The 23,244-nt window shown below is 72.9% G+C and carries 21 protein-coding genes and 1 pseudogene; 4 read left to right on the forward strand and 18 right to left on the reverse strand.

Annotated features, from left to right (window positions below; all coding sequences use genetic code 11):
• Positions 1 to 2 precede the first annotated feature (2 nt).
• The 4 genes from QFZ74_RS05425 to QFZ74_RS05440 form a co-directional block, all read right to left on the reverse strand.
• A complete protein-coding gene (locus tag QFZ74_RS05425) occupies positions 3 to 272 on the reverse strand; it encodes a zf-TFIIB domain-containing protein (RefSeq protein WP_307619628.1) in 270 nt (89 codons plus the stop codon).
• A gap of 80 nt (positions 273 to 352) precedes the next feature.
• Positions 353 to 1,342 carry a phosphotransferase gene (locus QFZ74_RS05430; protein WP_307619629.1) on the reverse strand — a complete coding sequence of 330 codons (990 nt, stop codon included), beginning with the start codon at positions 1,340 to 1,342 and terminating at the stop codon, positions 353 to 355.
• Between the two features lie 187 nt (positions 1,343 to 1,529).
• Positions 1,530 to 1,727 carry a hypothetical protein gene (locus tag QFZ74_RS05435; protein ID WP_307619630.1) on the reverse strand — a complete coding sequence of 66 codons (198 nt, stop codon included), beginning with the start codon at positions 1,725 to 1,727 and terminating at the stop codon, positions 1,530 to 1,532.
• Positions 1,728 to 1,922: 195 nt separating this feature from the next.
• Positions 1,923 to 2,198 carry a hypothetical protein gene (locus QFZ74_RS05440; protein ID WP_307619631.1) on the reverse strand — a complete coding sequence of 92 codons (276 nt, stop codon included), beginning with the start codon at positions 2,196 to 2,198 and terminating at the stop codon, positions 1,923 to 1,925.
• A 196-nt stretch (positions 2,199 to 2,394) separates the two neighbouring features.
• Between QFZ74_RS05440 and QFZ74_RS05445 the strand changes: the two genes are divergently transcribed.
• The gene (locus QFZ74_RS05445; protein WP_307624049.1) at positions 2,395 to 3,780 is read left to right on the forward strand and encodes a serine/threonine-protein kinase; all 1,386 of its coding nucleotides are present in this window, start codon (positions 2,395 to 2,397) and stop codon (positions 3,778 to 3,780) included.
• 602 nt (positions 3,781 to 4,382) lie between these two features.
• On the opposite strand, the gene QFZ74_RS05450 is transcribed toward QFZ74_RS05445, so the two are convergent.
• The 9 genes from QFZ74_RS05450 to QFZ74_RS05490 form a co-directional block, all read right to left on the reverse strand.
• The gene (locus QFZ74_RS05450) at positions 4,383 to 5,201 is read right to left on the reverse strand and encodes an RNA methyltransferase (RefSeq protein WP_307619632.1); all 819 of its coding nucleotides are present in this window, start codon (positions 5,199 to 5,201) and stop codon (positions 4,383 to 4,385) included.
• Positions 5,202 to 5,249: 48 nt separating this feature from the next.
• Positions 5,250 to 6,479, reverse strand: a complete 1,230-nt coding sequence (gene cobA / locus QFZ74_RS05455; protein WP_307619633.1) for a uroporphyrinogen-III C-methyltransferase — start codon at positions 6,477 to 6,479, stop codon at positions 5,250 to 5,252.
• Positions 6,480 to 6,630: 151 nt separating this feature from the next.
• Positions 6,631 to 10,542 (reverse strand): nicotinate-nucleotide--dimethylbenzimidazole phosphoribosyltransferase, encoded by a 3,912-nt coding sequence (gene cobT, locus QFZ74_RS05460; protein WP_307619634.1) that lies wholly within the window; start codon positions 10,540 to 10,542, stop codon positions 6,631 to 6,633.
• 346 nt (positions 10,543 to 10,888) lie between these two features.
• A complete protein-coding gene (cbiE, locus tag QFZ74_RS05465; RefSeq protein WP_307619635.1) occupies positions 10,889 to 12,109 on the reverse strand; it encodes a precorrin-6y C5,15-methyltransferase (decarboxylating) subunit CbiE in 1,221 nt (406 codons plus the stop codon).
• Positions 12,110 to 12,340: 231 nt separating this feature from the next.
• Positions 12,341 to 12,979 (reverse strand): GNAT family N-acetyltransferase, encoded by a 639-nt coding sequence (locus tag QFZ74_RS05470; RefSeq protein WP_307619636.1) that lies wholly within the window; start codon positions 12,977 to 12,979, stop codon positions 12,341 to 12,343.
• 160 nt (positions 12,980 to 13,139) lie between these two features.
• Positions 13,140 to 13,973 (reverse strand): MetQ/NlpA family ABC transporter substrate-binding protein, encoded by an 834-nt coding sequence (locus tag QFZ74_RS05475; protein WP_307619637.1) that lies wholly within the window; start codon positions 13,971 to 13,973, stop codon positions 13,140 to 13,142.
• Between the two features lie 24 nt (positions 13,974 to 13,997).
• Positions 13,998 to 14,828, reverse strand: a complete 831-nt coding sequence (locus QFZ74_RS05480; protein ID WP_307619638.1) for a MetQ/NlpA family ABC transporter substrate-binding protein — start codon at positions 14,826 to 14,828, stop codon at positions 13,998 to 14,000.
• 69 nt (positions 14,829 to 14,897) lie between these two features.
• Positions 14,898 to 15,635, reverse strand: a complete 738-nt coding sequence (locus QFZ74_RS05485) for a methionine ABC transporter permease (protein WP_307619639.1) — start codon at positions 15,633 to 15,635, stop codon at positions 14,898 to 14,900.
• The gene (locus tag QFZ74_RS05490) at positions 15,632 to 16,666 is read right to left on the reverse strand and encodes a methionine ABC transporter ATP-binding protein (RefSeq protein WP_307619640.1); all 1,035 of its coding nucleotides are present in this window, start codon (positions 16,664 to 16,666) and stop codon (positions 15,632 to 15,634) included. The genes QFZ74_RS05485 and QFZ74_RS05490 overlap by 4 nt, the downstream gene beginning before the upstream one ends.
• 525 nt (positions 16,667 to 17,191) lie before the next feature.
• Here QFZ74_RS05490 and QFZ74_RS05495 point away from each other — a divergent pair.
• Entirely contained in the window at positions 17,192 to 17,551 is a 360-nt protein-coding gene (locus QFZ74_RS05495) for a hypothetical protein (protein WP_307619641.1), read from the forward strand.
• 1 nt (position 17,552) lies between these two features.
• Positions 17,553 to 17,987 carry a hypothetical protein gene (locus QFZ74_RS05500; protein ID WP_307619642.1) on the forward strand — a complete coding sequence of 145 codons (435 nt, stop codon included), beginning with the start codon at positions 17,553 to 17,555 and terminating at the stop codon, positions 17,985 to 17,987.
• Between the two features lie 6 nt (positions 17,988 to 17,993).
• Here the strand turns inward: QFZ74_RS05500 and QFZ74_RS05505 are convergent, their stop codons facing one another.
• From QFZ74_RS05505 to QFZ74_RS05515, 3 genes are all read right to left on the reverse strand, one after another.
• Positions 17,994 to 18,491 carry a GNAT family N-acetyltransferase gene (locus QFZ74_RS05505; RefSeq protein ID WP_307619643.1) on the reverse strand — a complete coding sequence of 166 codons (498 nt, stop codon included), beginning with the start codon at positions 18,489 to 18,491 and terminating at the stop codon, positions 17,994 to 17,996.
• Between the two features lie 45 nt (positions 18,492 to 18,536).
• The gene (locus tag QFZ74_RS05510) at positions 18,537 to 19,046 is read right to left on the reverse strand and encodes an RNA polymerase sigma factor (protein ID WP_307619644.1); all 510 of its coding nucleotides are present in this window, start codon (positions 19,044 to 19,046) and stop codon (positions 18,537 to 18,539) included.
• A gap of 75 nt (positions 19,047 to 19,121) precedes the next feature.
• Positions 19,122 to 20,300 (reverse strand): glycerophosphodiester phosphodiesterase, encoded by a 1,179-nt coding sequence (locus QFZ74_RS05515; RefSeq protein ID WP_307619645.1) that lies wholly within the window; start codon positions 20,298 to 20,300, stop codon positions 19,122 to 19,124.
• A gap of 301 nt (positions 20,301 to 20,601) precedes the next feature.
• Between QFZ74_RS05515 and QFZ74_RS05520 the strand changes: the two genes are divergently transcribed.
• Positions 20,602 to 21,351, forward strand: coding sequence for a 1-acyl-sn-glycerol-3-phosphate acyltransferase (locus QFZ74_RS05520; RefSeq protein ID WP_307619646.1), 750 nt, complete (start codon positions 20,602 to 20,604; stop codon positions 21,349 to 21,351).
• Positions 21,352 to 21,493: 142 nt separating this feature from the next.
• Here the strand turns inward: QFZ74_RS05520 and QFZ74_RS05525 are convergent.
• Together QFZ74_RS05525 and QFZ74_RS05530 are read right to left on the reverse strand one after the other, a co-directional pair.
• Positions 21,494 to 22,098 (reverse strand): annotated as a pseudogene (locus QFZ74_RS05525) (MFS transporter); the annotation flags it as partial.
• Positions 22,099 to 22,271: 173 nt separating this feature from the next.
• Positions 22,272 to 23,243: an aldo/keto reductase gene (locus QFZ74_RS05530; RefSeq protein ID WP_307619647.1), complete on the reverse strand. Its 972-nt coding sequence runs from the start codon at positions 23,241 to 23,243 to the stop codon at positions 22,272 to 22,274.
• Position 23,244: the final 1 nt, after the last annotated feature.

Here is a 23,244-nt window from a genome sequence, read left to right on the forward strand (position 1 = left end):
GCTCAGCTGGAGAACAGCATGTGGCCGAAGCTCTTGTGGCGCTGGTGGTGGCCGTAGTGACCGTGGCCGCCATGGCCGCCGTGCTGCGGGGCGCCCCAGGCGGGCGCGGCCGGGGGCGGCGGGGCGGGCTGGGCCCACTGGGACTCCAGGCTGGTGAGCGCCTCCAGTTCGCCGTAGTCGAGGAAGATGCCGCGGCAGCCGCTGCACTGCTCGATCTGGACGCCGTTGCGGTTGTAGGTGTGCATCGGCGCATGGCACTTCGGACACTGCATGCTCGACTCAACTCCTCGCCGGTCGGTGGTGCTTCGGGTTTCCCCAGGACAGACTCTGTCCGGGTCCGCCTGGTTGCAATCTACTTGGAGAATCCGTCCGCCAACTCCGGGGCCGCACGGGCCATTCGGTCGCAGGCGTCGACCAGGCACTGCTCCACCTCGTCGAGCGGGCGGTCCGCCGCGAGCGCCTTGGTGAGGGTCCGGGCGGCGGCCTGGGCGGTGAGGGCGCGGGCGGGGACGTCGAGGGCGGGCCAGGGGTCGCCCGCGGCGGGTACGGCCGGGCCGCCGGCGGCGCGGTAGGCGTCGAGGAAGCGGGCCCACTCGTCGGGCGGGAGGAGCCCGCAGGCGTACCAGGCGGCGGGGCGCGCGAGGTCCCAGGCGGGGACGCCGGTACCGAGGTCGTCGACGTCGATGAGGTGCCAGGGGCCGTCCGGTGCCGGGTGCCGGACGAACTGGCCGAGGTGCAGATCGCCGTGGCAGAGGGTGGCGGCGTCCGGCATGGGGGCATCGGCGCGCGCCCAGGCCGGGAGGTCCTGCCAGGCGCGCAGGACGGGGGCCGCGGCGCGGGCGGCGCCGGGCGCGGCGGAGCGGAGGGCCGCTCGGAGGCGGGCGAGCGCGAGCGCGGCCTTCACGGGGCCGCGCATGGCGGGGAGGGCGGGGCATTCAGTCTGCGGCTCCTCGCCCAACAGCCTTGTGACGGGCGTTCGGTGGAGGCGGGCGAGGAGGTCTCCCGATGCCTCCCACGGGGCTGCGTCGGGGGTGTCCGGGTTCACCGGGGTGCCGTACGGCCAGAAGGTCGCCAGGCGGCCATGGAGGCGGGCGGGGGCCGTGTCGAGGGGCGGGAGGAGTACGTCGGGGAGGCGGGCCGCGACGGTCAGGCGCGCGGTGAGTTCGGCGGGGTCGGTGCCCGGGGCGTGGGCCTTCGCGACGGTGTCCGCGTGGCGTACGACGGTCGCGTCCGGGCGGTCGGCGAGGGTGACTGCCGTGCCGCAGGCGCAGGGGGTACCGCCGGGGTGGGCGGCGGCAGCGGCCCTGCCGGCCAGGTGCGCCCGTATGTGTGCGGTCGTCATGAGGCCCCCGGATGCGTACGCGCGGATGTGCTGGGCGAGCGTACGCGAGGACGGCCGGCGTACAGCAATGCCGGCGCAGCTCTCCAGCTGCGCCGGCATCTGTGCCGTCCGCCGGACCCCCGTCCCCACGGGGTTTCATGGGTGGATGTCCCCGCCCGGACCGCTCTTCCGGGCCTGGGGTCGCCGCTCAGCGCCCCAGCATCTCGCCCACGGACGACGCCTGTGTGGCCACCGTCTCCCAGCCGTCGAAGACGAGCAGGAGTAGGGCCGCCAGAGGAAGGGCCATGACCGTCGCCACCAGGGGGTGGCGAGGGGTCGTACGGCGTGACCGGAACGCGGTGCGCTCCGGCACGCGGAGCAGTGTCCGCGGTGCCGTCTGGGCCATGGTCCCTCTCCTGACCGTTCTCGGTTGTCGGCAGCGACGGGTGCCTGACCTCGGGGGACGAGTACCGCACCCGCCGCTGGAGCTCAAATCTAGGCGCGCGCCCCGCGGCGGACGTCATGCCTTCGTACCGAATCGCCGGCCTCCCGGAGGATGAGCCGCCTCGCGCGGAGTACTCCCCTGGGTGGAGGCGCGGGCCTAGGTCTCGGGGTCTTCCCGGAGAGCGTGTCCGGACCCTCCGCGTTTTTCCGAACTGTCCTGGCGTGGGACGGGATGCTCGACGAGAGCCAGCACCCGGTTCGCCATGAAGCGGGCTGTCCGGACAACCACGCCAGTGCGGGTGACTTCGCTCACTTCCACCACACCCCGGCGTACCGCCGTCTCCACCCGGCGGCCCGCTCTGCCCGCCACCACCTCGTACGTACGCGTCGTGTCACCGGCGTCCACGACTATCTCCACCCGGTCACCCTTCACCTACCCAATCCCCCTCGCCCGACTGTCCGTTGGAGTCGCAACACGGTCAAAACGGTCCTTGTGCACGGATTCCTGACCACTCTTCAATTCTCGCACCGGGCACTGACAATCGATCGGGACGAGAGGGCGCGGCCTCTGCGCGCGGGCGGCCGTGGAAACGTAAGCTGTGGCTCGTCAGACGGACCGGGCAGCGGGGATGAACATGGCGATGATGCGCCTGAGGCGCGAGGACCCGCGCGTCGTCGGCTCGTTCAGGCTTCACAGACGGCTCGGCGCGGGCGGAATGGGTGTGGTCTACCTCGGTTCCGACCGCAAGGGCCAGCGGGTCGCGCTCAAGGTGATCCGTCCCGATCTGGCGGAGGACCAGGAGTTCCGTTCGCGGTTCGCGCGTGAGGTCTCGGCGGCGCGGCGGATCAGGGGCGGGTGCACGGCGCGGCTCGTGGCGGCCGATCTTGACGCCGACCGGCCGTGGTTCGCGACGCAGTACGTCCCGGGTCCCTCGCTGCACGACAAGGTCGCCGACGAGGGTCCGCTCGTCGCGGCGGAGGCGGCCGCGATCGGCGCGGCGCTGTCCGAGGGGCTGGTGGCGGTGCACGAGGCCGGTGTCGTACACCGGGACCTGAAGCCGTCCAACATCCTGCTGTCCCCGAAGGGGCCGCGGATCATCGACTTCGGCATCGCCTGGGCGACCGGGGCGTCCACGCTCACCCACGTCGGCACGGCCGTCGGCTCCCCCGGCTTCCTCGCGCCCGAGCAGGTGCGCGGCGCCGCGGTGACGCCCGCCACCGACGTGTTCTCGCTCGGCGCGACCCTCGCGTACGCGTCGACCGGTGACTCGCCCTTCGGGCACGGCAGTTCCGAGGTGATGCTCTACCGCGTGGTCCACGAGGAGCCGCAGCTGCACGGCGTACCGGACGCGCTGGCCCCGCTCGTGCGGGCCTGTCTGGCGAAGGTCCCGGAGGAGCGGCCCAGCACGCTCCAACTGTCGCTCAGGCTCAAGGAGATCGCGGCGCGCGAGGCGCAGGGACTCACCGACGTACGTCCGCCCGCGCCGCGCACGGCCGACGCGGACCAGCCCACCGGGCGGCTCACCCGGACCTACCCGGAGCAGCAGCGCGCCCAGCGGGGCCCGCGGTCCTCCCCGGGGACGCCGGTGCCTCGGAGCAGCACGCCCGCGCGCGGGAACACGCCCGCGCCCCGCGGCAGCAGTGCCTCGCGCGGCGGCAGCGCGTCTCGTGGGGGCGGTGCGTCGCGGGGCGGCGTCTCCTCGCGCGCGGGCGGGGCGCGGTCGACGCCCGCGTCGCACAGCACCGCACGGTCCGGCAGCGGGAGCCGTCCCGCTCCGCGCAGCGGTGCCGGGCGGCCGCCGGCGCCGCGGACCACGGGGACCCGGCTGCGGCCGGCCAACCCGCGGCTGCTGCGCCAGCGGCTGTTCGTGTTCGTCGTGGTGACCCTGCTGGTCGCCCTGGGCATCGCCGTCGCCCAGGGCTGCGAGGGTCCGGCGCGCGGCCTGGACGGCTCCGGACGGGTCACCGTCGCGGAGCACGCGCGCGTGGGCGCGGTCCCGGAGACCGGGCCGTAGCATCGCGGGGCACGCGCGCGGGGGTGCGGTCGCGGAGGCCGGACCGTGGCGTCGCGCAGCACGCGCGCGAGTGCGGTCCCGGAGGCCGGACCGGAGCGTCGCGGCGCGATCCCCAACGCCAGGCCCACAGCGGCGCGAAGCACGCGCGCGTGGACACGGTCCCGGAGAACGGACCGCCGCATCGCGGCATCCCCGCACGCGGGTGCGAATCCCGAAGCCAGCCCCATCGCGGCGCGAAGCACACGCGCGGGGCGCGGTCCCGGAGACCGTAGCGTCGAGGCGTCTTCGCACGTGGGCGCGAACCCTAAGCCAGACCCACAGCGGCGCGAAGCACGCGCGCGTGGACACGGTCCCGGAGAACGGACCGTGGCGTCGCGGCATCCCCGCACGCGGGCGCGAATCCCGAAGCCAGACCGTAGCGTCGCGGGGCACGCGCGCGTGGACGCGGTTCGGAGACCGGACCGTCGCCTTGCGGCGCCCCCCGCACACGAGCACGATCCCCAACGCCGGACCCACAGCGGCGCGAAGCACGCGCGCAGGGCTGACCCGGCACCTACCCGAAGTAGTAGGTGGCCTTACGCGGCGGCGTCCCCGCCGGGGGGCTATTCCTGTGGGCGTCCCGAGGCGACCGCGTAGAAGGCGACCGCGGCGGCCGCGCCCACGTTGAGCGAGTCGACGCCGTGGGACATGGGGATGCGCACCCAGGTGTCGGCCGCGTCCAGGGCGCGGCGGGACAGCCCGCTGCCCTCGGCGCCGAGCATCAGCGCGACGCGGTCCATGCGGTGCGGGGCGACCTCGTCGAGGGTCTTGGACCGCTCGTCCGGTGTCAGGGCGAGCAGGGAGAAGCCCGCCTCGCGGACCGCCTCCAGGCCGTGCGGCCAGGTCTCCAGACGGGCGTACGGCACGGAGAAGACCGCGCCCATGGAGACCTTGACGCTGCGGCGGTAGAGCGGGTCGGCGCAGTCCGGGGAGAGCAGCACCGCGTCCATGCCGAGGGCCGCCGCCGAGCGGAAGATGGCACCGATGTTGGTGTGGTCGTTCACGGACTCCATGACGGCCACCCGCCGTGCGGAGCGCAGCAGTTCGGGCGCCGTGGGCAGCGGCTTGCGCTGCATGGAGGCGAGGGCGCCGCGGTGCACGTGGTAGCCGGTGACCTGTTCGGCGAGGTCCGGGCTGACCGCGTACACGGGAGCGGGGCTCGCGTCGATGACGTCGCGCATGGCGTCGATCCACTTGGCCGACAGCAGCATCGAGCGCATCGCGTAGCCGGCGTCCGTGGCCCGCCGGATGACCTTCTCGCCCTCGGCGATGAACAGGCCCTCGGCCGGTTCGCGCCTGCGGCGCAGTTCGACGTCGGTCAGGCCCGTGTAGTCGCCGAGGCGCGGGTCGTCGGGGTCCTCGATGGTGATGAGTTCGGCCACGGGGTGATTACTGCCTTGTCCAGGATGGGGTGCCAGGGGCGGGTTGCGTCATCCCAGGTTAAGGCCCACGCCGACGACGTCGCCGACGACGATCACCGCGGGGGGCCGTACGTCCTCGGCGCGGACGGTCTCGGCGACGGTGGCGAGGGTGGCGTCGACGCGCCGCTGGGCGGCCGTGGTGCCCTCCTGGACCAGGGCGACCGGGGTGTCCGGGGACTTGCCGTGGGCGATGAGCGTCTCGGCGATCCTGCCGATCTTGTCGACGCCCATCAGGATCACGAGTGAGCCGGTCAGCCGGGCCAGCGCGGCCCAGTCGACCAGGGAGCGCTCGTCGTCGGGGGCGACATGGCCGCTGACGACCGTGAACTCGTGGGCGACGCCGCGGTGGGTGACCGGGATGCCGGCCGCGCCGGGCACCGAGATCGAGCTGGAGATGCCGGGCACGACGGTGCACGGGATGCCGGCCTCGGCGAGCGCCTGGGCCTCCTCCATGCCGCGGCCGAAGACGAACGGGTCGCCGCCCTTGAGCCGGACGACCGACTTGCCCTGCTTGGCGTGCTCGATCAGGGCGTTGTTGATGGCCTCCTGGGCCATGAAGCGGCCGTAGGGGATCTTCGCGGCGTCGATCACCTCGACGTGCGGCGGGAGTTCGGCGAGCAGGTCGCGCGGGCCGAGCCGGTCGGCGATGACCACGTCGGCCTCGGCGAGCAGGCGGCGGCCGCGCACGGTGATGAGGTCCGGGTCCCCGGGTCCGCCGCCGACCAGGGCCACGCCGGGCGTACGGGTGCGGTGGTGCGGGGCGACGAGGGTGCCGTCGCGCAGGCCCTCGACGACGGCGTCGCGGATCGCGGCGGTGTGCCGGGGGTCGCGGCCGCGGGCCTCGGTGGTGAGGACGGCGACCGTGACGCCCTCGCTGTGGCCGGTGGCCGGGGTCCAGGCGGAGGCGGCGTCGGCGTCGTCGGAGCGCACGCACCAGACGCGGCGGCGTTCCGCCTCGGCGGAGGCGGCCGCGTTGGCATCGGGGTCACTGGTGGCGACGAGGGCGTACCAGGCGTCGGCGAGGTCACCGTCGGCGTACGGGCGCCGCTCCCAGGTGATCTCGCCCGCGTCGGCCATGGCCTCGACGGAGGCGGTCGCCTCGGGGGAGACGAGGAGCACGTCGGCGCCCGCCGCGATGAGCGCCGGCAGGCGGCGCTGGGCGACCTGACCGCCGCCCAGGACGACCACGCGGCGGCCGGAGAGGCGGAGGCCTACGGGGTAGGCGGGGTGTTCGGCCATGAGGTACGGCTCCTCGTGCAGCTCTGCTCTGCGATGGGCGCGCTGCAGCTCCGAAGCGGCCCTGACGTGCGGATCTTAAGCGTTCGACCGGGTGTGCGACAGGGTGGTCCGGTTGCTGAACACCGGACCACCCCTCCCGCGGCGTCTGCCGCTACTTCTCGGTCACTCCGGCCGAGTCGAACGTCGCCACCTCGTGCATCGCCCGGGCCGTGCTCTGCACCAGCGGCAGGGCGAGCAGGGCGCCGGTGCCCTCGCCGAGGCGCAGGTCGAGGTCGACCAGGGGGCGCAGGCCGAGCTTGTTGAGAGCGGCGACGTGGCCGGGCTCGGCGCTGCGGTGGCCCGCGATGCAGGCCGCGAGGACCTCGGGGGCGATGGCCCGGGCGACCAGGGCGGCGGCGCCGGCGCTGACGCCGTCCAGGATCACCGGCGTGCGCAGGGAGGCGCCGCCGAGGAGCAGCCCGACCAGGGCCGCGTGCTCGAAGCCGCCGACCGCCGCGAGGACGCCGACGGGGTCGGCCGGGTCGGGCTGGTGGACTTCCAGGGCCCGGCGGACGACCTCGGTCTTGCGGGCCAGGGTCTCGTCGTTGATGCCGGTGCCGCGACCGGTCACCTCGGCCGGGTCGGCGCCGGTGAAGACGGAGATCAGGGCCGCGGACGCGGTGGTGTTGGCGATGCCCATCTCACCGGTGAGCAGCGCCTTGTTGCCGGCGGCGACCAGGTCGCGGGCGGTCTCGATGCCGACCTCGATGGCCTGCTTGGCCTCCTCGCGGGTCATCGCGGGGCCGGTCGTCATGTCGGACGTGCCGCCGCGGACCTTGCGGGGCAGCAGGCCCGGGGTCGCGGGGAGTTCGGCGGCGACGCCGACGTCGACGATGCACACCTCGGCGCCCACCTGCGCCGCGAACGCGTTGCAGACCGCTCCCCCGCCGAGGAAGTTGGCCACCATCTGGGCGGTGACCTCCTGCGGCCAGGGGGTGACGCCCTGGGCGTGCACGCCGTGGTCGCCGGCGAAGATCGCTACCGCCGCGGGCTCCGGGATCGGCGGCGGGCACTGCCGGGACAGCCCGGACAGCTGCGCGGAGATGATCTCCAGCATGCCGAGCGCGCCCGCCGGCTTGGTCATGCGCTTCTGGCGCTCCCACGCCTCGCCGAGCGCCTTGGCGTCCAGCGGGCGGATCTGCGCGACGGTCTCGGCAAGCAGGTCGTGGGGCTCCTCTCCGGGCAGGGCGCGACGCCCGTACGTCTCCTCGTGCACGACCCACGACAGCGGGCGGCGCTTGGACCAGCCGGCCTGCATCAGCTCGGGCTCGTCCGGGAACTCGTCGACGTAGCCGACGCACAGGTAGGCGATGACCTCGAGGTGCTCGGGCAGGCCGAGGGCGCGGACCATCTCGCGCTCGTCGAAGAAGCTGACCCAGCCGACGCCGAGGCCCTCCGCGCGCGCGGCGAGCCAGAGGTTCTCCACGGCCAGGGCGGCGGAGTACGGCGCCATCTGCGGCTGCGTGTGCCGGCCGAGGGTGTGGCGGCCGCCGCGGGTCGGATCGGCGGTGACGACGATGTTCACCGGGGTGTCGAGGATGGCCTCGATCTTCAGTTCCTTGAACTGCTTCGCCCGGCCCTTGGGCAGCGACTTGGCGTACGCCTCGCGCTGGCGCATGGCCAGTTCGTGCATGCTGTGCCGGGTGTCGGCGGAGCGGATGACGACGAAGTCCCAGGGTTGGGAGTGCCCGACGGAGGGCGCGGTGTGCGCGGCCTCCAAGACGCGGAGCAGCACCTCGTGCGGGATCGGGTCGCTGCGGAAGCCGTTGCGGATGTCGCGGCGCTCGCGGATGACCTTGAGGACGGCCTCGCGCTCGGCGTCGCTGTAACCGGGCGCGGCCGGGCCGACGGGCTGCTCTGCCTCTGCCACGGGGGCCGCGCTCTCTTCCTGCTCGGCGGCCCGGGTGTCCAGGTCCTCCGCGTGCTGTACGACTTCGGGGTCCGCCTCGGTGACAGCGGCGGCCGGGGCCGCCGCGGGCGCGGGCTCGGCCTCGCGGGGTGCGGGAACCGTGCCGACGGCGACGGGCTCGTCAGGGGCGGCGACCTCAGGGGCCGTCTCCTCCGGAGCCACTTCCTCCAGGACCAGTTCCTCCGGAGCCGCCGCCTCAGGGGCGGTTGCCGCCGGAGCGGCCTCGTTCTGAGCGGGTTGCTCCGGCAGCGCGGCGGGCGGCTGCTGCACCTCCGCCTGCTGCACCTCCGTCTGCTGCTCCTCGGTCAGGAGGACGAGGGGATGCGGCGGGGTCGGTGCCAGATGCGGGGCCGTCGGCACCTGGCCGTCGACGGGCACGAACTCGCCCAGCGGCTGGCCGGGGTGCGGTTCGAGCGGGACGGCGCTCGGGAGGGGGGTGACCTCGTCGGGCGCGGGCGCGGGCGCGGCGGTCGCCGGGTCCGGCTCGGGCTGCTCCGTCTGCGGGGCGGCGATGTCGTCGGCCGGGTGGTTCACTGCGGTGTCCGGAGCTGTCTGGAGCTGCCCGGCCGCGAAGGGCTCGGGCTGCTCGGGGGTCTGGGCTGTGGGGGCGATGCCCGGGTGCCGCGGCAGGGCCTCTTCCGGTGCCGGCTGCGGGAGTTCGGCGGCGGGATGGCCGGCGGGGGCCGCGTCCGGCTGGGGCACGGCTGCCAACGGCGCTTCCTGCGGCTGCGGTTCGACGACGTCAGCCGGGGGCGGGGGCTGGACGGCCTCTGGTTCGGCTGCCACCGGTGCCGGCTGCGGGATTTCGGCGGGCTCGACCTCCGGGGCGGCCGCCTCCTGGAGCTGCGCGGCCTCGGCCGGCTGGGTCTCGATCACCGCTGCCTGCGGCACGAACGCCTCGGCGGGCGGCTCGACTTCGGCGGTCTGCTGCGGCTGCGGTACGTCCTCGGCGGCCCGCTGGTCCGGGACCAGGCCGACGGCCGGTCCCTGCTCCGGCAGCAGGCCGGGCGCGGACTGCGGTCCCTGGACCTGCGCGGCGCTGGGCGCCTCGGCCTCGGGCGCCGCAACGGCGGCCTGAGGCATCGCCGGTACGGCCTCCGGGGCCGGAGCGACGGCATCCGGCTCGGCGACCATCTGGGCGGGCTGCGGGAACTGCGGGCCTTCCTGAGGCTGGGGTTGAAGTACCGGCGCCACGTGGGCCTCCGGCGCCACGGCAGCCACCCCCGGCTCACTCACCAAGTCCTGTGCCCCGTCAGCCACTTCACTCACCACGGCAGCCTGCCCGACCTCGGGCGTCTCGACGCCCCCCGGCACCGGCACGCCCTGCACGCCGTCGAGCCCGTAGACCTGCTGGACCGACTGGACCTGCTGGACCGCTTCCTGCGGCTGCGGCGGGACCGGGACGAACCCGGTCCCCGTCACCGGGGCGGTCGGCATGGGCGCCATGTCCGCCGTACCCGTGCCGTCCACCACGGCCGCCTGCGGCACGGCCGGAGCGGGCGCCGCGGGAGGGGTGGTGGGGTCGGCCTGGGGGCCAACCGTTTCCGCGGCCGGGGCCTGAACGCCCACCTGCGGCACGGGTGTAGCGGCCCAGGCCGCCGCGCCCTGCACGCTCTGCGTGCTCTGCGCGTCGAGGTACTCGGGGCCGGCCGTCGGCGGGCCCGGCTGCCGTACCGGGGCGCCCGCGGGGCCGCGGTCGGCGAGCGAGCGAACCGGGCTGGCGGCGGCGTTGGGGATCGGCGGGCCGAGGTGCAGCGGGCGGCGCGGGGGCGCGGGCGCGCTCGGGCCGGGCGGGGCCGTGAGGATGGGCGACGGCATGGCGGACGGGGGCGTCGCGTCGGACGTACGGACGCCGCCGAGGTCGACGGAGCCGCTGTCCCGGCCCGCCGACTCGTGCGTCGTCGTCACCGGGACGAACTCTGGAGCGGGTTCGGGCGTGGGCGGCGGGACTTCGTTGCCCCAGGCGCCCTGGGCGCCCGGCAGCAGCAGGTCCTCGTCCTCCACGGCGGCCTCGGAGAGGTAGGCGTACGCACCGTGCGCGGCAGCGCCCGGCTGTTCCACCATGCCTGCGCTCTCCGGCAGCCCCTCGCCCGGGATCTGGCCGGTGTCGGTCATGCGTACCCCTCGCCCATCGGTTTAGTGCTTCTACGACCAGCTCACCCGGGACGGCGCACCGACCGTCCCGCAGTGATGAACGAGCGTGCGTGCTCTGCGGCACGAACGACCCGTCCGGAAAAGGCGACAAAGCCATTCAGTGGCATTGTCCCGGCTGCGCTGCCATCACGGCGGCATGATGGGTGACTGTCCGTTGTGGACTGCGCCACGTTGCGCATTCGCCGGTTCTGCCGTACCACACCTGCCCCAAAGCGGGCGCGCTTACCGGACATTGACGAACAAAGTTCCGGGCCGCCGATGACGTACGACGAACGGCCAGCCTACCGCGAGCGGTACGACAACCTGATCACGGGGCGCGGTCGGGGAGGACGCCGCTGAGCAGGAAGACGACGTTGCGCTCGGTCTCCGTCCAGGCCCGGGTGTCGAGTTCGACGGACTGGAGCAGGGCGCACTCGACCCGGTATCCGTGCTCGGTCAGGTCGCGGCCGACGAGTTCGGCCTCGTCGCGGGTCGCCGCGTGCGTGACGATGCGCTGGGGGCGGCGGTCGGCGACCGCGGAGACCACGGCCGCTCCCCCGCCGCCGACGCGGACGACGTCCGGTTCGGGCAGGTCCTCCAGGACGTGCGGGGCGATGCCGGGCACGATCTGGAGCTGGACGCCGAAGTGCCGGGCGGCCGCCTCGGTGCGGGCGCACGCCTCGGGCCTGCGGTCGACGGCGATGACGGCGGCTCCGGCGCGCGCGGCCTCGGTGGCGAACGCGCCGCTGCCGCAGCCGATGTCCCAGACGAGGTCGCCGACGCGGGGCCCCAGCCGGGCGAGTTGGGCCGCGCGCAGCAGTTCCGACTCGCCCTCGCCGAGCCCGCCGCCGTACACCTCGTCGGGCTGCACCCAGCCGCGCGGGCCGGCCGCCGGGTCGCGTCCGGCGATCCAGCCGCCGTTCTCGCCGGGGCCGGCCGGAGCGGACGGACCGCCGATGACGATGACGACGTTCGGATCGCGCCAGGTGTGGTCGGCGGCCTTGTCGGAGGTGACGACGGAGACCTGTTCGCGGTCGGTGCCCAGTTCCTCGCAGATGACGAAGGTGCGGTGGACGCCCTCCAGGAGCAGCCCGAGTTCGGCGGGGCCGGCGCCGGGCGAGGTGAGGACGGCGACCTTGGCGTGGGCGCGGCACACGTTCACCGCGCGTCGCAGGGTCCGCGGGTGGGCGACGACCACCTCTGCGTCGTCCCAGGGCATGCCGGCGCGCGCGAAGGCGGCGGCCACGGAGGAGACGGCGGGGACGACCTCCACCTCGAGTCCGAACTCGGGGGCGCGCAGGGTGCGGACGACGCCGAAGAAGCCGGGGTCGCCGTCGGCGAGCACGACCGCGGTGCCGCGGTGGGCGGCGATGCGGCGGGCGGCGAGGGCGACACTGCCGAGGCGAATACGCTCGGCGCCGGGCGGTACCTCGGGGAGCGCCAGGTGGTGGCCGGCGCCCGCGACGAGCGTGGCGGCGGAGAGGGCGGCGCGTGCCGCGGCGGTCAGCGGTGAGCCGTCCCAGCCGATCACCGTGACCCGGTCGGCCATCGTCGTCAGTCTCCAGGGTTCGCGCAGGTCGTCAGGGGTCGGGCCCGAGGGCGGCCCTGGTGAGGGTACCTGGTGGAGCGGTCGGGTGCGCAGCGGGGCGGCGGCGAATCAGGGCGGGTTTCCCTCAAGTTCGGTCGGAGGACGCCTCGAGTTAGGTCGGGAACGGCTCGTTTTCCGTCCGCTTCCGGCCGCTTTCCGTCCGTTTTCTCCTCGGTTCGGCCCGGGTTCGTCTCAGTTCCAGTCGGAGAAGGTCGCGAAGCCGCCGGTCTCGGCGAGCTGCTCGCCCGCGCCCTCCAGGTCCTCCGGGAGGAGGCTCCACACGATGTAGTCGGTGCGGACGTCGCTCCAGGTGCCGTCCTCCGCGCGGACGTGCACGAGGCAGGCGTTGCGGAGCACACCCTCGCTGATGCAGCCGATCTTCTGGGCGACCTGCTGGGAGGCGGTGTTGTCGGCGGCGGTGCGCAGCTCGATGCGCTCGAACCGCTGGTCGCGCAGCAGCCATTGGGCGGCGGCCAGCGCGGCCTCGGCGGCGTAGCCCTCGCCGCGGGCCCAGGGGGCGATGATGTACGACATCTCGGTGGAGCGGATGTGCCAGTTCGTCTTGGCGAGCTGGACGATGCCGACCAGGCGCTGGGTGAGGAACTCGGTGACCGCGAAGTCGATTCCCCGGCCGGCGGCACGCTCCGTGGGCGCGTACTCCGTGATCCAGGCGCGGGCGCGATCCTCGGGGTAGGGCTGGGGGACCCCGGTCCAGGTCCCGACCTGCTCGTCGTTCATCATCTCGGTCAGGGCGGCCGCGTCGTCCTCGTCGAGGGGCCGCAGCACCAACCGCTCCGTGCTGATGGAGATGTTGGGGAAGGTGCCAGTCATGCGCCGCTCCGTACACATCGGGAACTTCGGACACCGCGAGGCCCTGCTGAGCGGCCTGCGAACTGCCCAGCATGCAGCATGAAAGCACTGAATCGCACCACGGGGCCCACACCAGGTGAAGGTGTGGACCCCGTGCGTGGCGGACGCGGCGTACGCGCCGTCAGCCGGTGCCGACGGGCAGGACCGAGCCCTGGTACTTGTCCTCGAGGAACTTCCGCACCTCGGGGGAGGTGAGGAGCCCCGCGAGTTCACGCACCCGGGGGTCGTCCTCGTCGCCGCGCTTGACGGCGAGGAGGTTGGCGTAGGGGTTGCCCTTCGCCGACTCCAGGAGGATGGCGTCCTTGGTGGGGCTGAGGCCCGCGTCCTGGGCGTAGTTGTTGTTGATGACCGCGGCGTCCACGTCGTCGAGCGAGCGCGGCAGCTGGGCCGGTTCCAGTTCCCGGAAGGTCAGGTGCCTGGGGTTGGCGGTGATGTCCGCGGGTGAGGCGTGCGTGCCCGCGCCGGCCTTGAGCGTGATGACGCCCTTGGAGGCGAGGAGTTTGAGGGCGCGCGCCTCGTTGGTGATGTCGCTGGGCACGGCGACGGTGGCGCCGCGGCGGAGCTTCGTGACGTCCCTGACCTTCTTGGAGTAGACCCCCATGGGCGGCAGATAGGCGTCGACGACCGGGACCAGGTCCGTCCCCTTGGACTTGTTGAAGTCGTCGAGGTAGGGCTGGTTCTGGTAGAGGTTCGCGTCCAGCGAGCCTTCCTGGAGCGCGGTGTTCGGCAGGACATAGTCCGTGAACTCCTTGATCTCCAGCTTGAGTCCGGCCTTCGCGGCGAGGTGGTCCTTGACGTACGTCAGGACCTCGCCGGCGGGCACCGGCGTGGCCCCGACGACGAGCGCGTCGTCCTTCCCCCCGCCGCGGCCCGGGCCGGAGCCCGAGCCGCAGGCGGTGAGGCCGAGGGCGAGCGTGAGCGCGGCGGCGGCCGCGGTGATGACGGTCTTGCGCATCGGTTCGGTCCCCCCTGAGCCGGATCAGAAGGACGGGACGACCGAGCCCTGGTACTTGTCCTCGATGAACTTCTTGACCTCGGGCGAGGTGAGCAGCTTGGCGAGCTTCTTCACTCGCGGGTCCTTCTCGTTGCCCTTCTTCACCGCGAGGAAGTTGCCGTAGGGGTTGTTCTTCGCGGACTCCAGGACGAGGGCGTCCTTGGCGGGCTTGAGGCCGGCGGAGATGGCGTAGTTGCCGTTGACGACCGCGGCGTCCACGTCGTCCAGGGAGCGCGGGGTCTGGGCCGCCTCGACCTCCTTGAACGCCAGCTTCTTCGGGTTCTTGACGATGTCCTGCGGGGTCGCGTTGTTGCCGACGCCGTCCTTGAGGGTGATCAGGTGGTTGGCGGCGAGCAGCTTGAGCGCACGCGCCTCGTTCACGGCGTCGTTCGGGACGGCGATGGTCGCACCGCTCTTGAGGGCGTCGGCCTTCTTCACCTTGTGGGAGTAGAGGCCGAGGGGCTCCAGGTGCACCGTGACGACGGGCACGATGTGGGTGCCGCGCTTGGCGTTGAAGTCGTCCAGGTACGGCTGGTTCTGGAAGTAGTTGGCGCCCACCGAGCCGTCCTCGGTCGCCGTGTTCGGCGTGATGTAGTCGGTGAACTCCTTGACCTCCAGGTCGAGGCCCGCCTTCTTCGCCAGGTGGTCCTTGACGTAGTCGAGGATCTCGGCGTGCGGGGTGGGGCTCGCGGCGACGACGAGGGGGCCGCTGGTGTCGGAGGCGGTGGAGCTGCTGCCGGAGCCGCAGGCGGAGAGCCCGAAGGCGAGGGCTCCGGCGGCGAGGACGGCGGTGCTGATCTTGGCGGTGTTACGCACGAAAAGTGCCTTTCCTTGGGGTGGCGCGACCCCGTCTCAGAGGGACGGGGAGTTCTGGGGAGGGGCTGCTCAGGCGGCCTGGCTCACGTCCTCGGCCGCGGGCTCCTTGGCCTTGAGCAGGCGGAGCCTCGGCGTGGGGCCGGAGCGGCCGCCGCGGTGGTGCAGCGAGCGGGCGGCGTAGTCGCCGGCGAACTGGATGAGGGAGATGACGACGGCGAGGATGCCGACGGTGATCCACATCAGCTCGGTCTCGAAGCGCTGGTAGCCGTAGCGGATGGCGATGTCGCCGAGGCCGCCGGCGCCGACGGTGCCGGCCATGGCCGAGTAGCCGATGAGCGCGACGAGCGTGGTCGTGGTGCTGGAGATGAGGGAGGGCAGGGACTCGGGGACGAGGACCTTGCGGACGATGGTCCAGGTGTTGCCGCCCATCGACTGCACGGCCTCGACGAGCCCGCCGTCCACCTCGCGGACCGCCGTCTCGACGAGGCGGGCGAAGAAGGGGATGGCGCCGATGGCGAGCGGCACGATCGCGGCCTCGCGGCCGATGGTCGTCCCGGTGATCCAGCGGGTGAAGCCCATCAGTGCGACCATCAGGATGATGAACGGCATCGAGCGGGCGATGTTCACGATCTGCCCGATGACCTTGTTCGCGACGACGTTCTGCAGCAGTCCGCCCTTGTCCGTGAGGACGAGCAGGACGCCGAGCGGAAGCCCGCCGACGACGGCGATGAGCGTGGACCAGCCGACCATGTAGAGCGTGTCCCAACAGGCCTGGGACAGCAGCGGCTGCATCTCGGACCAGGTCACTTGGCACCTTCCTTCACCAGCGTGGGCTCCTGGCCCAGTACGTCGATCTGCAGGCCCTGTTCGCGCAGGAAGCCGACGGGCACCACGTTGTCCTCGTAGCGGCCGGGCAGCTCGATGCGCATCCGGCCGATCTGGAGGCCGCCGACGGTGTCGATGGCGGCGCCCAGGATCGAGATGTCGATGTTGTAGGTGCGCGAGAGCTGGGAGATGACCGGCTGGGTCGCGGCCTCGCCGTGGAAGGTGACGTCCAGGACCGTGCGGTCCTCGGCGGTGGGCTCGCCGTCCACCGGGAACAGCGCGGCGGCCATCTCGGAGCCCGGGGTGGCGAGCAGCTCGCTGACGGTGCCGGACTCGACGATGCGGCCCTTCTCCATGAGCGCGGCGGAGTCGCAGATCGACTTCACGACGTCCATCTCGTGGGTGATGAGCAGGACGGTCAGGCCGAGCTGCTGGTTCAGGTCGCGCAGCAGCTGGAGGATCGAGCGGGTCGTCTCCGGGTCGAGGGCGCTGGTGGCCTCGTCGGACAGCAGGACCTTGGGGTCGCCGGCCAGGGCGCGGGCGATGCCCACACGCTGCTTCTGGCCGCCGGACAGCTGGGCCGGGTAGGCCTTGGCCTTGTCGGCGAGGCCGACCAGGTCGAGCAGTTCGAGCGCCTTGCGGGAGCGCTCGGCGCCCGACTTGCCGAGGATCTCCAGCGGCAGCTCGATGTTGTCCTGGACGGTCCGGGAGGCCAGCAGGTTGAAGTGCTGGAAGACCATGCCGATCCGGCTGCGTGCCTGGCGGAGTTCCCTGCCGGCGCGGTGGCCGCGGCCGGCGAGGGCGGTGAGGTCCTGCCCGGCCACGGTCACGGTGCCGGAGGTCGGGCGCTCCAGCAGGTTGACGCAGCGGATCAGCGAGGACTTGCCGGCGCCGGACTGGCCGATGACGCCGTACACCTCTCCCTCGCGGACGTGCAGATCGACGCCGTCGAGGGCGGTGACCTCGCGGCCGCGTGTGCGGTAGACCTTGGTCAGGCCCGATGTGGTGATCACTGGGTTTCCGTCACTGTCGAGTGCGCGGGCGTGGCTGTGCCCGGACACGGGGGCATGCGGTCGGGGGGCGCGGCACGGTTCTGTCGTCTGCGATGGAACCGGCGAGAACAGATGTCTCATGTCTCGTACGTCGTGCGTCACAGGACGCGTACGGACTGCCACGACGTCTCGCTTCGGGGCGCGAGGCTCAGATGGTGCGGGGGCCCTCTAGAAGGCGCACATTCGACGCGTACGACACATACAGCAGACACCGGGCGTCATGGTCGCCTCGGTCGCAAGGATGCGGCTGCTCGTCGTGGTCATGCGATCAGTAAAACAGATGTATGGCTCAAGAAGGCCAGAGCGGTCCACATGCTGGACAGTCGTGGACCACGGTGCGGGACGGGGCGGCCGCCCGTCCGGCGCGACCGCCTGTGTGCCCGCGGGTTGGGTGCCACCTGTGGCCGACGCCACAACCGTGCGTTCCGCCCGGAGCCGGGTGGGGGCGGCGGCATCGGGACGTTTGGCCCGTAATAAGGTCACCGCATGCTCACTGCCCTGACGCTGGCGACCGGGGTCGCCGCGCTGCTGCTCGCCGCCTGGTGCGGCTGGGCGGCCTACCGTGATCAGCCCACCAAGGACTGGCACTTCATCGGCATGGCCGTGGTCTCGCTACTGGCCGTGGTCCAGCTGGTGACCGGCCTCGTACTGCTGGCCCGGGGCGGGAAGCCGGAACAGGGCACGACCATCTTCGTGGCGTATCTGCTGGGCTCCTTCGCCTGCGTCCCGGCGGCGGGCTTCATGTCGCTGGCCGAGCGCACGCGCTGGGGATCGGTGACCGTCGCCGCCGGCGGCGTGGTGCTGGCCGTGCTCGAGGTGCGGCTCTTCGACATCTGGGGAGGCTGAGATGACCGCCACGGAGGGAACTCCCGCCCGCACACGGCTCGTCAGCGGGCCGGGGATGGTGCTCGTCTGGTTCTACGGCGTGATGGTCGTCGGCGCCGTGTCGCGCTCGGTCTACCAGATGGCGACCGAGTTCGGCCGGGCGCCGCTCGCCTACACGCTGTCCGCCGTCGCGGGCGTCGTGTACGGGTTCATCACGTACTCCCTGGTGCGCGGCGGCGCGACCGCCCGCCGCGCCGCGCGGATCTGCTGCGCGGCGGAGCTGGCGGGCGTGCTGGCCGTCGGCACGTGGACGCTGGTGGAGCCCTCCGCGTTCCCGGACGCGACCGTGTGGTCCGACTACGGCGCCGGGTACGTGTTCATCCCGGTGCTGCTGCCGCTGTCGGCCCTGTACTGGCTGCGCACCTCGCGCGGCACGACCGGGACCGCCGAGCAGTAGGGCCCGTCAGGCGGTCGTCGCGTACGTCCCCGCGGGCTTCTCCAGCACGATCATCGGGACGCCGTCGGCCCCCTCCGACGTGCCCACCGTCTCGTAGCCCACCCGCCGGTACAGCCGCAGATTGCCCTTGCTGCGGTGGCCGGTGTGCAGGCGGAACATCGTGGCGCCGCGCTCCTCGGCGAGGGCCGCCTCGACGGCGCGCAGCAGCCGTGCCCCGATGCCGTGCCCCTGGAGTCGCGGGTGGACGCAGAGCCGGGCGATGGAGGCCGCGCCGTCCTCGGTGACCGTGCCGCGCACCGAGCCGACCACCTCCTCGCCGAGCCGGGCCACGAACACGCAGTCGGCCGCGACCTCCTGGCGGACCGAGTCGAGGGTCTGCACGAGCGGGTCGATGCGGTAGTTGCCGTACAGCGCCGCCTCGCTCTGGAAGCACAGGTACTGGAGCCGGAAGATCTGCTCCGCGTCCTGTCCGGTCGCCGCCGAGATGGTCACGCTCATACCCATGTGCGCACGCCTCCCGCTCATCTGATGGCCTGTCGTCCCCCACTCCTATCCCCGCACTTCACCGGTCGCAACCTCCGGGGTGAGCAGTCTGCGAAGACAGCTCAGACACCGGGAGCGCTCGGGGCCGAGACTGCCCTGCGCCATGCCCAACTCCCCCGCGATCTCCCGGTAGGTGAGGTCCTGCGGGGACAGCAGGGCCTCCACCAGGCGCGGGCAGCGTCCGGGCAGCCGGCGCACCGCCTCGCGCAGCGCCCGGTGCCGGGCGGCGGTGAGGACCACCTGTTCGGGCCCCGCCCCGCCGTCGGCGGCGGGCTCATGGTCGTACGGCCGCTCGCGCCGGGACGTACGGCGGCTGCGGCGCGCCTCGATGCGCACGGCCCGGCGCAGCCAGGCGACCGGGTCCTCGAGCGGTGGCCCGTCCGTGTGCAGGCGCTCGAAGAGGCGCAGCCAGACCGCCTGTTCCAGGTCGCCGGGTTCGCTTCCGGCGGCGTACGCCTCGGCGGCGGCCTCCGCGGTGAGCAGCGGGCGCAGGGCGGCAACCAGGTCGTGCGTCATGTGCGGAACGACGCGGCCGCCCCGGCGGCGGGTTGCCGGAGCGGCCTTACGTCACCCCGAACGGCGACCGGGGGCTCAGCCGTTGACGAAGTCGGCGCGGGCGAGCAGACCGGTGTCCGGGTTGTCGGTGAAGACGCCGTCGATGCCGGTCTCGAAGTACTTCTGGAAGGCCCCGAAGGAGTTGCCGTAGCCGTCCGCGTCCGTGCCCTTGCGGAACTCCTTCGGCAGGAAGGGGTTCTCGTTGCGCATCGTGTACGGGTGCAGGACCAGGCCCACCTTGTGGGCGTCGGCGACGAGCGTGGTCGGCGTGCCGAGGGTGCCGTCGGCGTTCTTCGGCACGACCAGGTCGAGGGTCGGGCCGATGCCCTGCGCGTACCCGGCGATCTCGCGCAGGCCCCCCGGGGTGATGAGGTCGGCGACCGTGCGCGGGTCGCCCGCCTCGACGAAGTCCCAGGGGCGGCTGCCGGCCGCGGAGAGCAGCACGACCAGGGGGTTGTCGACCAGCGTGTTCAGCCGCTGGATGCTGGTCGGCTCGAAGGACTGCAGGATGACCGGCGAGTTCCGCTGGTCCTTGCGGTACTTGTGCAGCAGCTTCGCCACCCGCTCCTCGACGCCGAGGCCGAGCCCCCGGAAGTAGGTGGGGTGCTTGGTCTCGGGGTAGATCCACACCTGCTTGCCGCGCCGGCGGGTCTGCTCGTCCTGCCAGCGCAGGACCTCCTCGAAGGTGGGGATCTCCCAGCGCCCGTTGTAGAGGGTGTTGTGCGGGCGGTTGGCCGGGATGCGCTCGATCGCGCGCAGCGTCTTCAGCTCGGCGAGCGTGAAGTCCTCGGTGAACCAGCCGGTGACGGAGACGCCGTCGAGGACCTTGGTGGTCCGGCGGTCGGCGAACTCCGGGTGGTCGGCGACGTCCGTGGTGCCGCCGATCTCCGGCTCGTGGCGGCAGACCAGGTGACCGTCCTTGGTGGGCACCAGGTCGCCGGCCTCGACGATGTCGGCGCCGAGGTCGAGGGCCAGCTGGTACGAGCCGAAGGTGTGCTCGGGCCGGTAGCCGCTGGCACCCCGGTGCCCGATGATCGTGGGCACGGGCAGGCTCTTCAGCCCGCCGTCCGCCTGTGCGGCCGCCCGCGCACCGGCGGCCCGGGCGGCTCCGGGCAGTCCGAGGACCGCTCCGCCCGCTCCCAGCACCGCGGCGCCGAGCAGCCTGCGCCGCCCGGTCCCGTGCGTCTGGTCCTCGTTCGACTCGTGCGCTTCCATCGACGTCCTCCTGTGTCCCACCCGTTACTGCGGGCCGATCGTAGGCGGGCGGATGTGGCCGGCGGGAGACCCCGGCCCGAACATGAGGGTGATGTGACGTGACGTACCGAAGGCGGGGTAGGCGTACGGAAGTCCGGTTGGTCCATGACGCTGTCTCAGTCCCGCGGACGGCCGATCGGCGGCCTTCCGCGCGCGATGTCCGTCACATCGCCACCACTGGGTGACGAACGCGCTTCGTCACGGCACCGCAGGTAAACCCGCGTCAACAGTACGTAAGACCTGGGTGAACCGGACGTGCCCGATGTGCGCTTCACCCGGACCCGCGAGTATCGTCCTCACCTGCACATACTCATACCGACCCTCGACATCGGAGGACCCGTTGTCCCGCTTCGCGCTCATCAAGGCAGTGCTCGGTCCGATCATGCGCCTGATGTTCCGCCCACAGGTGGAGGGCGTGGAGCACATCCCCGGGGACGGCCCGGTCATCCTCGCCGGCAACCACCTCACGTTCATCGACTCGATGATCATGCCGCTGTTCTGCGACCGGCAGGTCTTCTTCATCGGCAAGGACGAGTACGTCACCGGCAAGGGTGTCAAGGGGCGCGTGATGGCCTGGTTCTTCACCGGCGTCGGCATGATCCCGGTCGACCGGGACGGCGGCCGTGGCGGTGTCGCGGCGCTGATGACCGGCCGCCGGGTGCTGGAGGAGGGCAGGGTCTTCAGCATCTACCCGGAGGGCACCCGCTCCCCCGACGGCCGCCTCTACCGCGGCCGTACGGGCATCGCGCGCCTGACGCTGATGACCGGCGCGCCGGTCGTCCCGTTCGCCATCATCGGCACGGACAAGCTCCAGCCGGGCGGCGCCGGCTTCCCGCGCCCCGGCCGGGTCGCGGTCCGCTTCGGCGAGCCCATGGAGTTCTCGCGGTACGACGGCATGGACCGCGACCGCTACGTCCTGCGCGCCGTGACGGACTCGGTGATGGCCGAGGTCATGCGGCTGTCGGGGCAGGAGTACGTGGATGTGTACGCGACGAAGGCCAAGGCGGCGTAGTACCTCCGGCGGTCGGGCCGGGATTTGGTGCGGGTGAGTTTCGGTTCCGTGCCAGGTCCGGTCGGGTTTTCCGCGCGGGTGCGTTGTGGCCGGGCGCGCGGTTCCCCGCGCCCCTTGCCGGTACTGCCCTGACCGGTTTTGGTCAGTCGGCGCCCTTGAGGGCCTCGTTCTTCAGGTGGAGCCAGGTCGTTGCCGTTGGGGCCAGGAGGATCAGGGCGCCTGCGGCCGAGGCCGTTTGGAGGCCGTGGAGGAAGGCTTCGCGAGCGGCGTCCAGGAGGGCCTGGGCGGTCGGCGGGGGCAGGTGGGCCGCGCTTCCACGGCACCGCCGAGTGACTCGTGGCCGCTAGCCGGGGTTCCGGGCGGGGCGTCGAAGCCTCGGTAGGCGCCCGTCACGATCGAGCCCAGCAGGGCGACGCCGAGGGCGGCGCCCAGGTCGTACGCCGTCTCCGAGACCGCCGACGCCGCCCACGACCAGGTGCACGGTGCCGAGGAACGGACAGCCCGTCGACCGGCCGAGCACCGTCAGCGTGGCGAGCGCGAGGCCCACCGTGGCGAGGCCACCGTGGACCACGGCCCGCACCGGGAAACGGCGGGCCGCACGCCCCGCGACCAGACCGGCGGCCACCGCACCGACGGCGGCGGGCCGTCCGGACATGCCGAGCACGGTGAGCAGATCGGCGAGGACCGCCCGCTGAAGCCGCGCACGCGGAACAGCCGCATGTCCAGCAGCGGCCTCGGCAGGGTGAGCTAGGGTCTGTCGTTTGGATCAGGCCGGCTGTGAGGTGCGGTACTTCTCGACGCGACGCCGGGATGATCCAAACGACAGGCCCTAACGGCGTACGAACAGATACTGAGCCGCCGCTCCCAGCCCGCCCGTAGCGCACGGGCGACTCACCACGGGCGTCGATCCGATCAGGTCGTCAGTGCCAGGGCAGCTGTCCGCGCCGCTCCCAGTACGCGCGCGGCTCCTCCACCACCAAGGCGAGGCGGGCGAGCTGGTCGTCGTCCAGGTCGACGACGGCCGCGTGGAGGTTGGAGGCGAGCTGGGTGGCGGTCGCCGCGCCGGAGAGGACGACGCCGGCCCACGGCTGGCGCAGGACCAGGGCGAGCGCGACGGCGTCGCAGCCGAGGGAGGTCTCCTCCGCGACGGCCTTCAGCATCGCGGGAGCGTGCGGGTCGGCGAGCCGCCCGTTGGCCATGCCCTCCTTGACGATGACGGTCAGCCCGGCGTCGTGCGCCTCGGCGAGCGCGGGCCCGGCCGAGGTCTCCAGAGCGTTGTACGTCGACTGCACCGTACGGAAGAGGGGCTCGCCGTCGACGGTCACGGCGAGCGCGGCCCGGATCGCGTCGGCCTGGGCGGGCCCGCTGGTGGAGAACCCGATGCTCAGCCCCTCGGCGGCGGCCTCGGCGAGCCGCGCGTGCAGCTTCGCGTCGGTGAGCGCGGGGCTGTCCGGGGTCACGGAGTGGATCTGGTAGAGGTCGAGCCGGTCACCGAGGAGGGCGTCGGTCTCGACCCGCTGCCGCTCGTACGTCGCCGGCGTGTGGTCCTTGACCTCGTGCCGCTCGGCGTCGGTGGACCAGTCGGCGGTGTAGGTGTACCCCCACTTGCTCCCGACGACGACGTCGTCGACCTCGGGGTGCGCGCCCAGCCACTCGGCGAGGAACTCCTCCGAACGCCCGTAGGACCGGGCCACGTCGAAGTACCGCACGCCCTGCGCGTAGGCGGCGTCGAGCAGTTCGTGCGTACGCTCCCGCAGCGCCGCGACACTGCGCTCCGGCGGGAGGTCGCGCTCCCGCCCGAGATTGATGTACCCGGGACGCCCGACAGCGGCGAGCCCCAGGCCGATATGGCATGTAGGAGTCGTCGCTGAGGCAAGACGTGCAAAGGGCATC

This window comes from Streptomyces sp. V3I7, from assembly GCF_030817495.1.
GTDB lineage: Bacteria > Actinomycetota > Actinomycetes > Streptomycetales > Streptomycetaceae > Streptomyces.

What these genes read in the sequence shown, in the direction of transcription:
- QFZ74_RS05425 (WP_307619628.1), bottom strand. Translation starts at nt 272, where the DNA reads ATGCAGTGTCCGAAGTGCCATGCGCCGATGCACACCTACAACCGCAAC.
- QFZ74_RS05430 (WP_307619629.1), bottom strand. Translation starts at nt 1,342, where the DNA reads ATGACGACCGCACACATACGGGCGCACCTGGCCGGCAGGGCCGCTGCC.
- QFZ74_RS05435 (WP_307619630.1), bottom strand. Translation starts at nt 1,727, where the DNA reads ATGGCCCAGACGGCACCGCGGACACTGCTCCGCGTGCCGGAGCGCACC.
- QFZ74_RS05445 (WP_307624049.1), top strand. Translation starts at nt 2,395, where the DNA reads ATGAACATGGCGATGATGCGCCTGAGGCGCGAGGACCCGCGCGTCGTC.
- cobA (WP_307619633.1), bottom strand. Translation starts at nt 6,479, where the DNA reads ATGGCCGAACACCCCGCCTACCCCGTAGGCCTCCGCCTCTCCGGCCGC.
- cobT (WP_307619634.1), bottom strand. Translation starts at nt 10,542, where the DNA reads ATGACCGACACCGGCCAGATCCCGGGCGAGGGGCTGCCGGAGAGCGCA.
- cbiE (WP_307619635.1), bottom strand. Translation starts at nt 12,109, where the DNA reads ATGGCCGACCGGGTCACGGTGATCGGCTGGGACGGCTCACCGCTGACC.
- QFZ74_RS05470 (WP_307619636.1), bottom strand. Translation starts at nt 12,979, where the DNA reads ATGACTGGCACCTTCCCCAACATCTCCATCAGCACGGAGCGGTTGGTG.
- QFZ74_RS05475 (WP_307619637.1), bottom strand. Translation starts at nt 13,973, where the DNA reads ATGCGCAAGACCGTCATCACCGCGGCCGCCGCCGCGCTCACGCTCGCC.
- QFZ74_RS05495 (WP_307619641.1), top strand. Translation starts at nt 17,192, where the DNA reads ATGCTCACTGCCCTGACGCTGGCGACCGGGGTCGCCGCGCTGCTGCTC.
- QFZ74_RS05500 (WP_307619642.1), top strand. Translation starts at nt 17,553, where the DNA reads ATGACCGCCACGGAGGGAACTCCCGCCCGCACACGGCTCGTCAGCGGG.
- QFZ74_RS05505 (WP_307619643.1), bottom strand. Translation starts at nt 18,491, where the DNA reads ATGGGTATGAGCGTGACCATCTCGGCGGCGACCGGACAGGACGCGGAG.
- QFZ74_RS05510 (WP_307619644.1), bottom strand. Translation starts at nt 19,046, where the DNA reads ATGACGCACGACCTGGTTGCCGCCCTGCGCCCGCTGCTCACCGCGGAG.
- QFZ74_RS05515 (WP_307619645.1), bottom strand. Translation starts at nt 20,300, where the DNA reads ATGGAAGCGCACGAGTCGAACGAGGACCAGACGCACGGGACCGGGCGG.
- QFZ74_RS05520 (WP_307619646.1), top strand. Translation starts at nt 20,602, where the DNA reads ATGTGCGCTTCACCCGGACCCGCGAGTATCGTCCTCACCTGCACATAC.
- QFZ74_RS05530 (WP_307619647.1), bottom strand. Translation starts at nt 23,243, where the DNA reads ATGCCCTTTGCACGTCTTGCCTCAGCGACGACTCCTACATGCCATATC.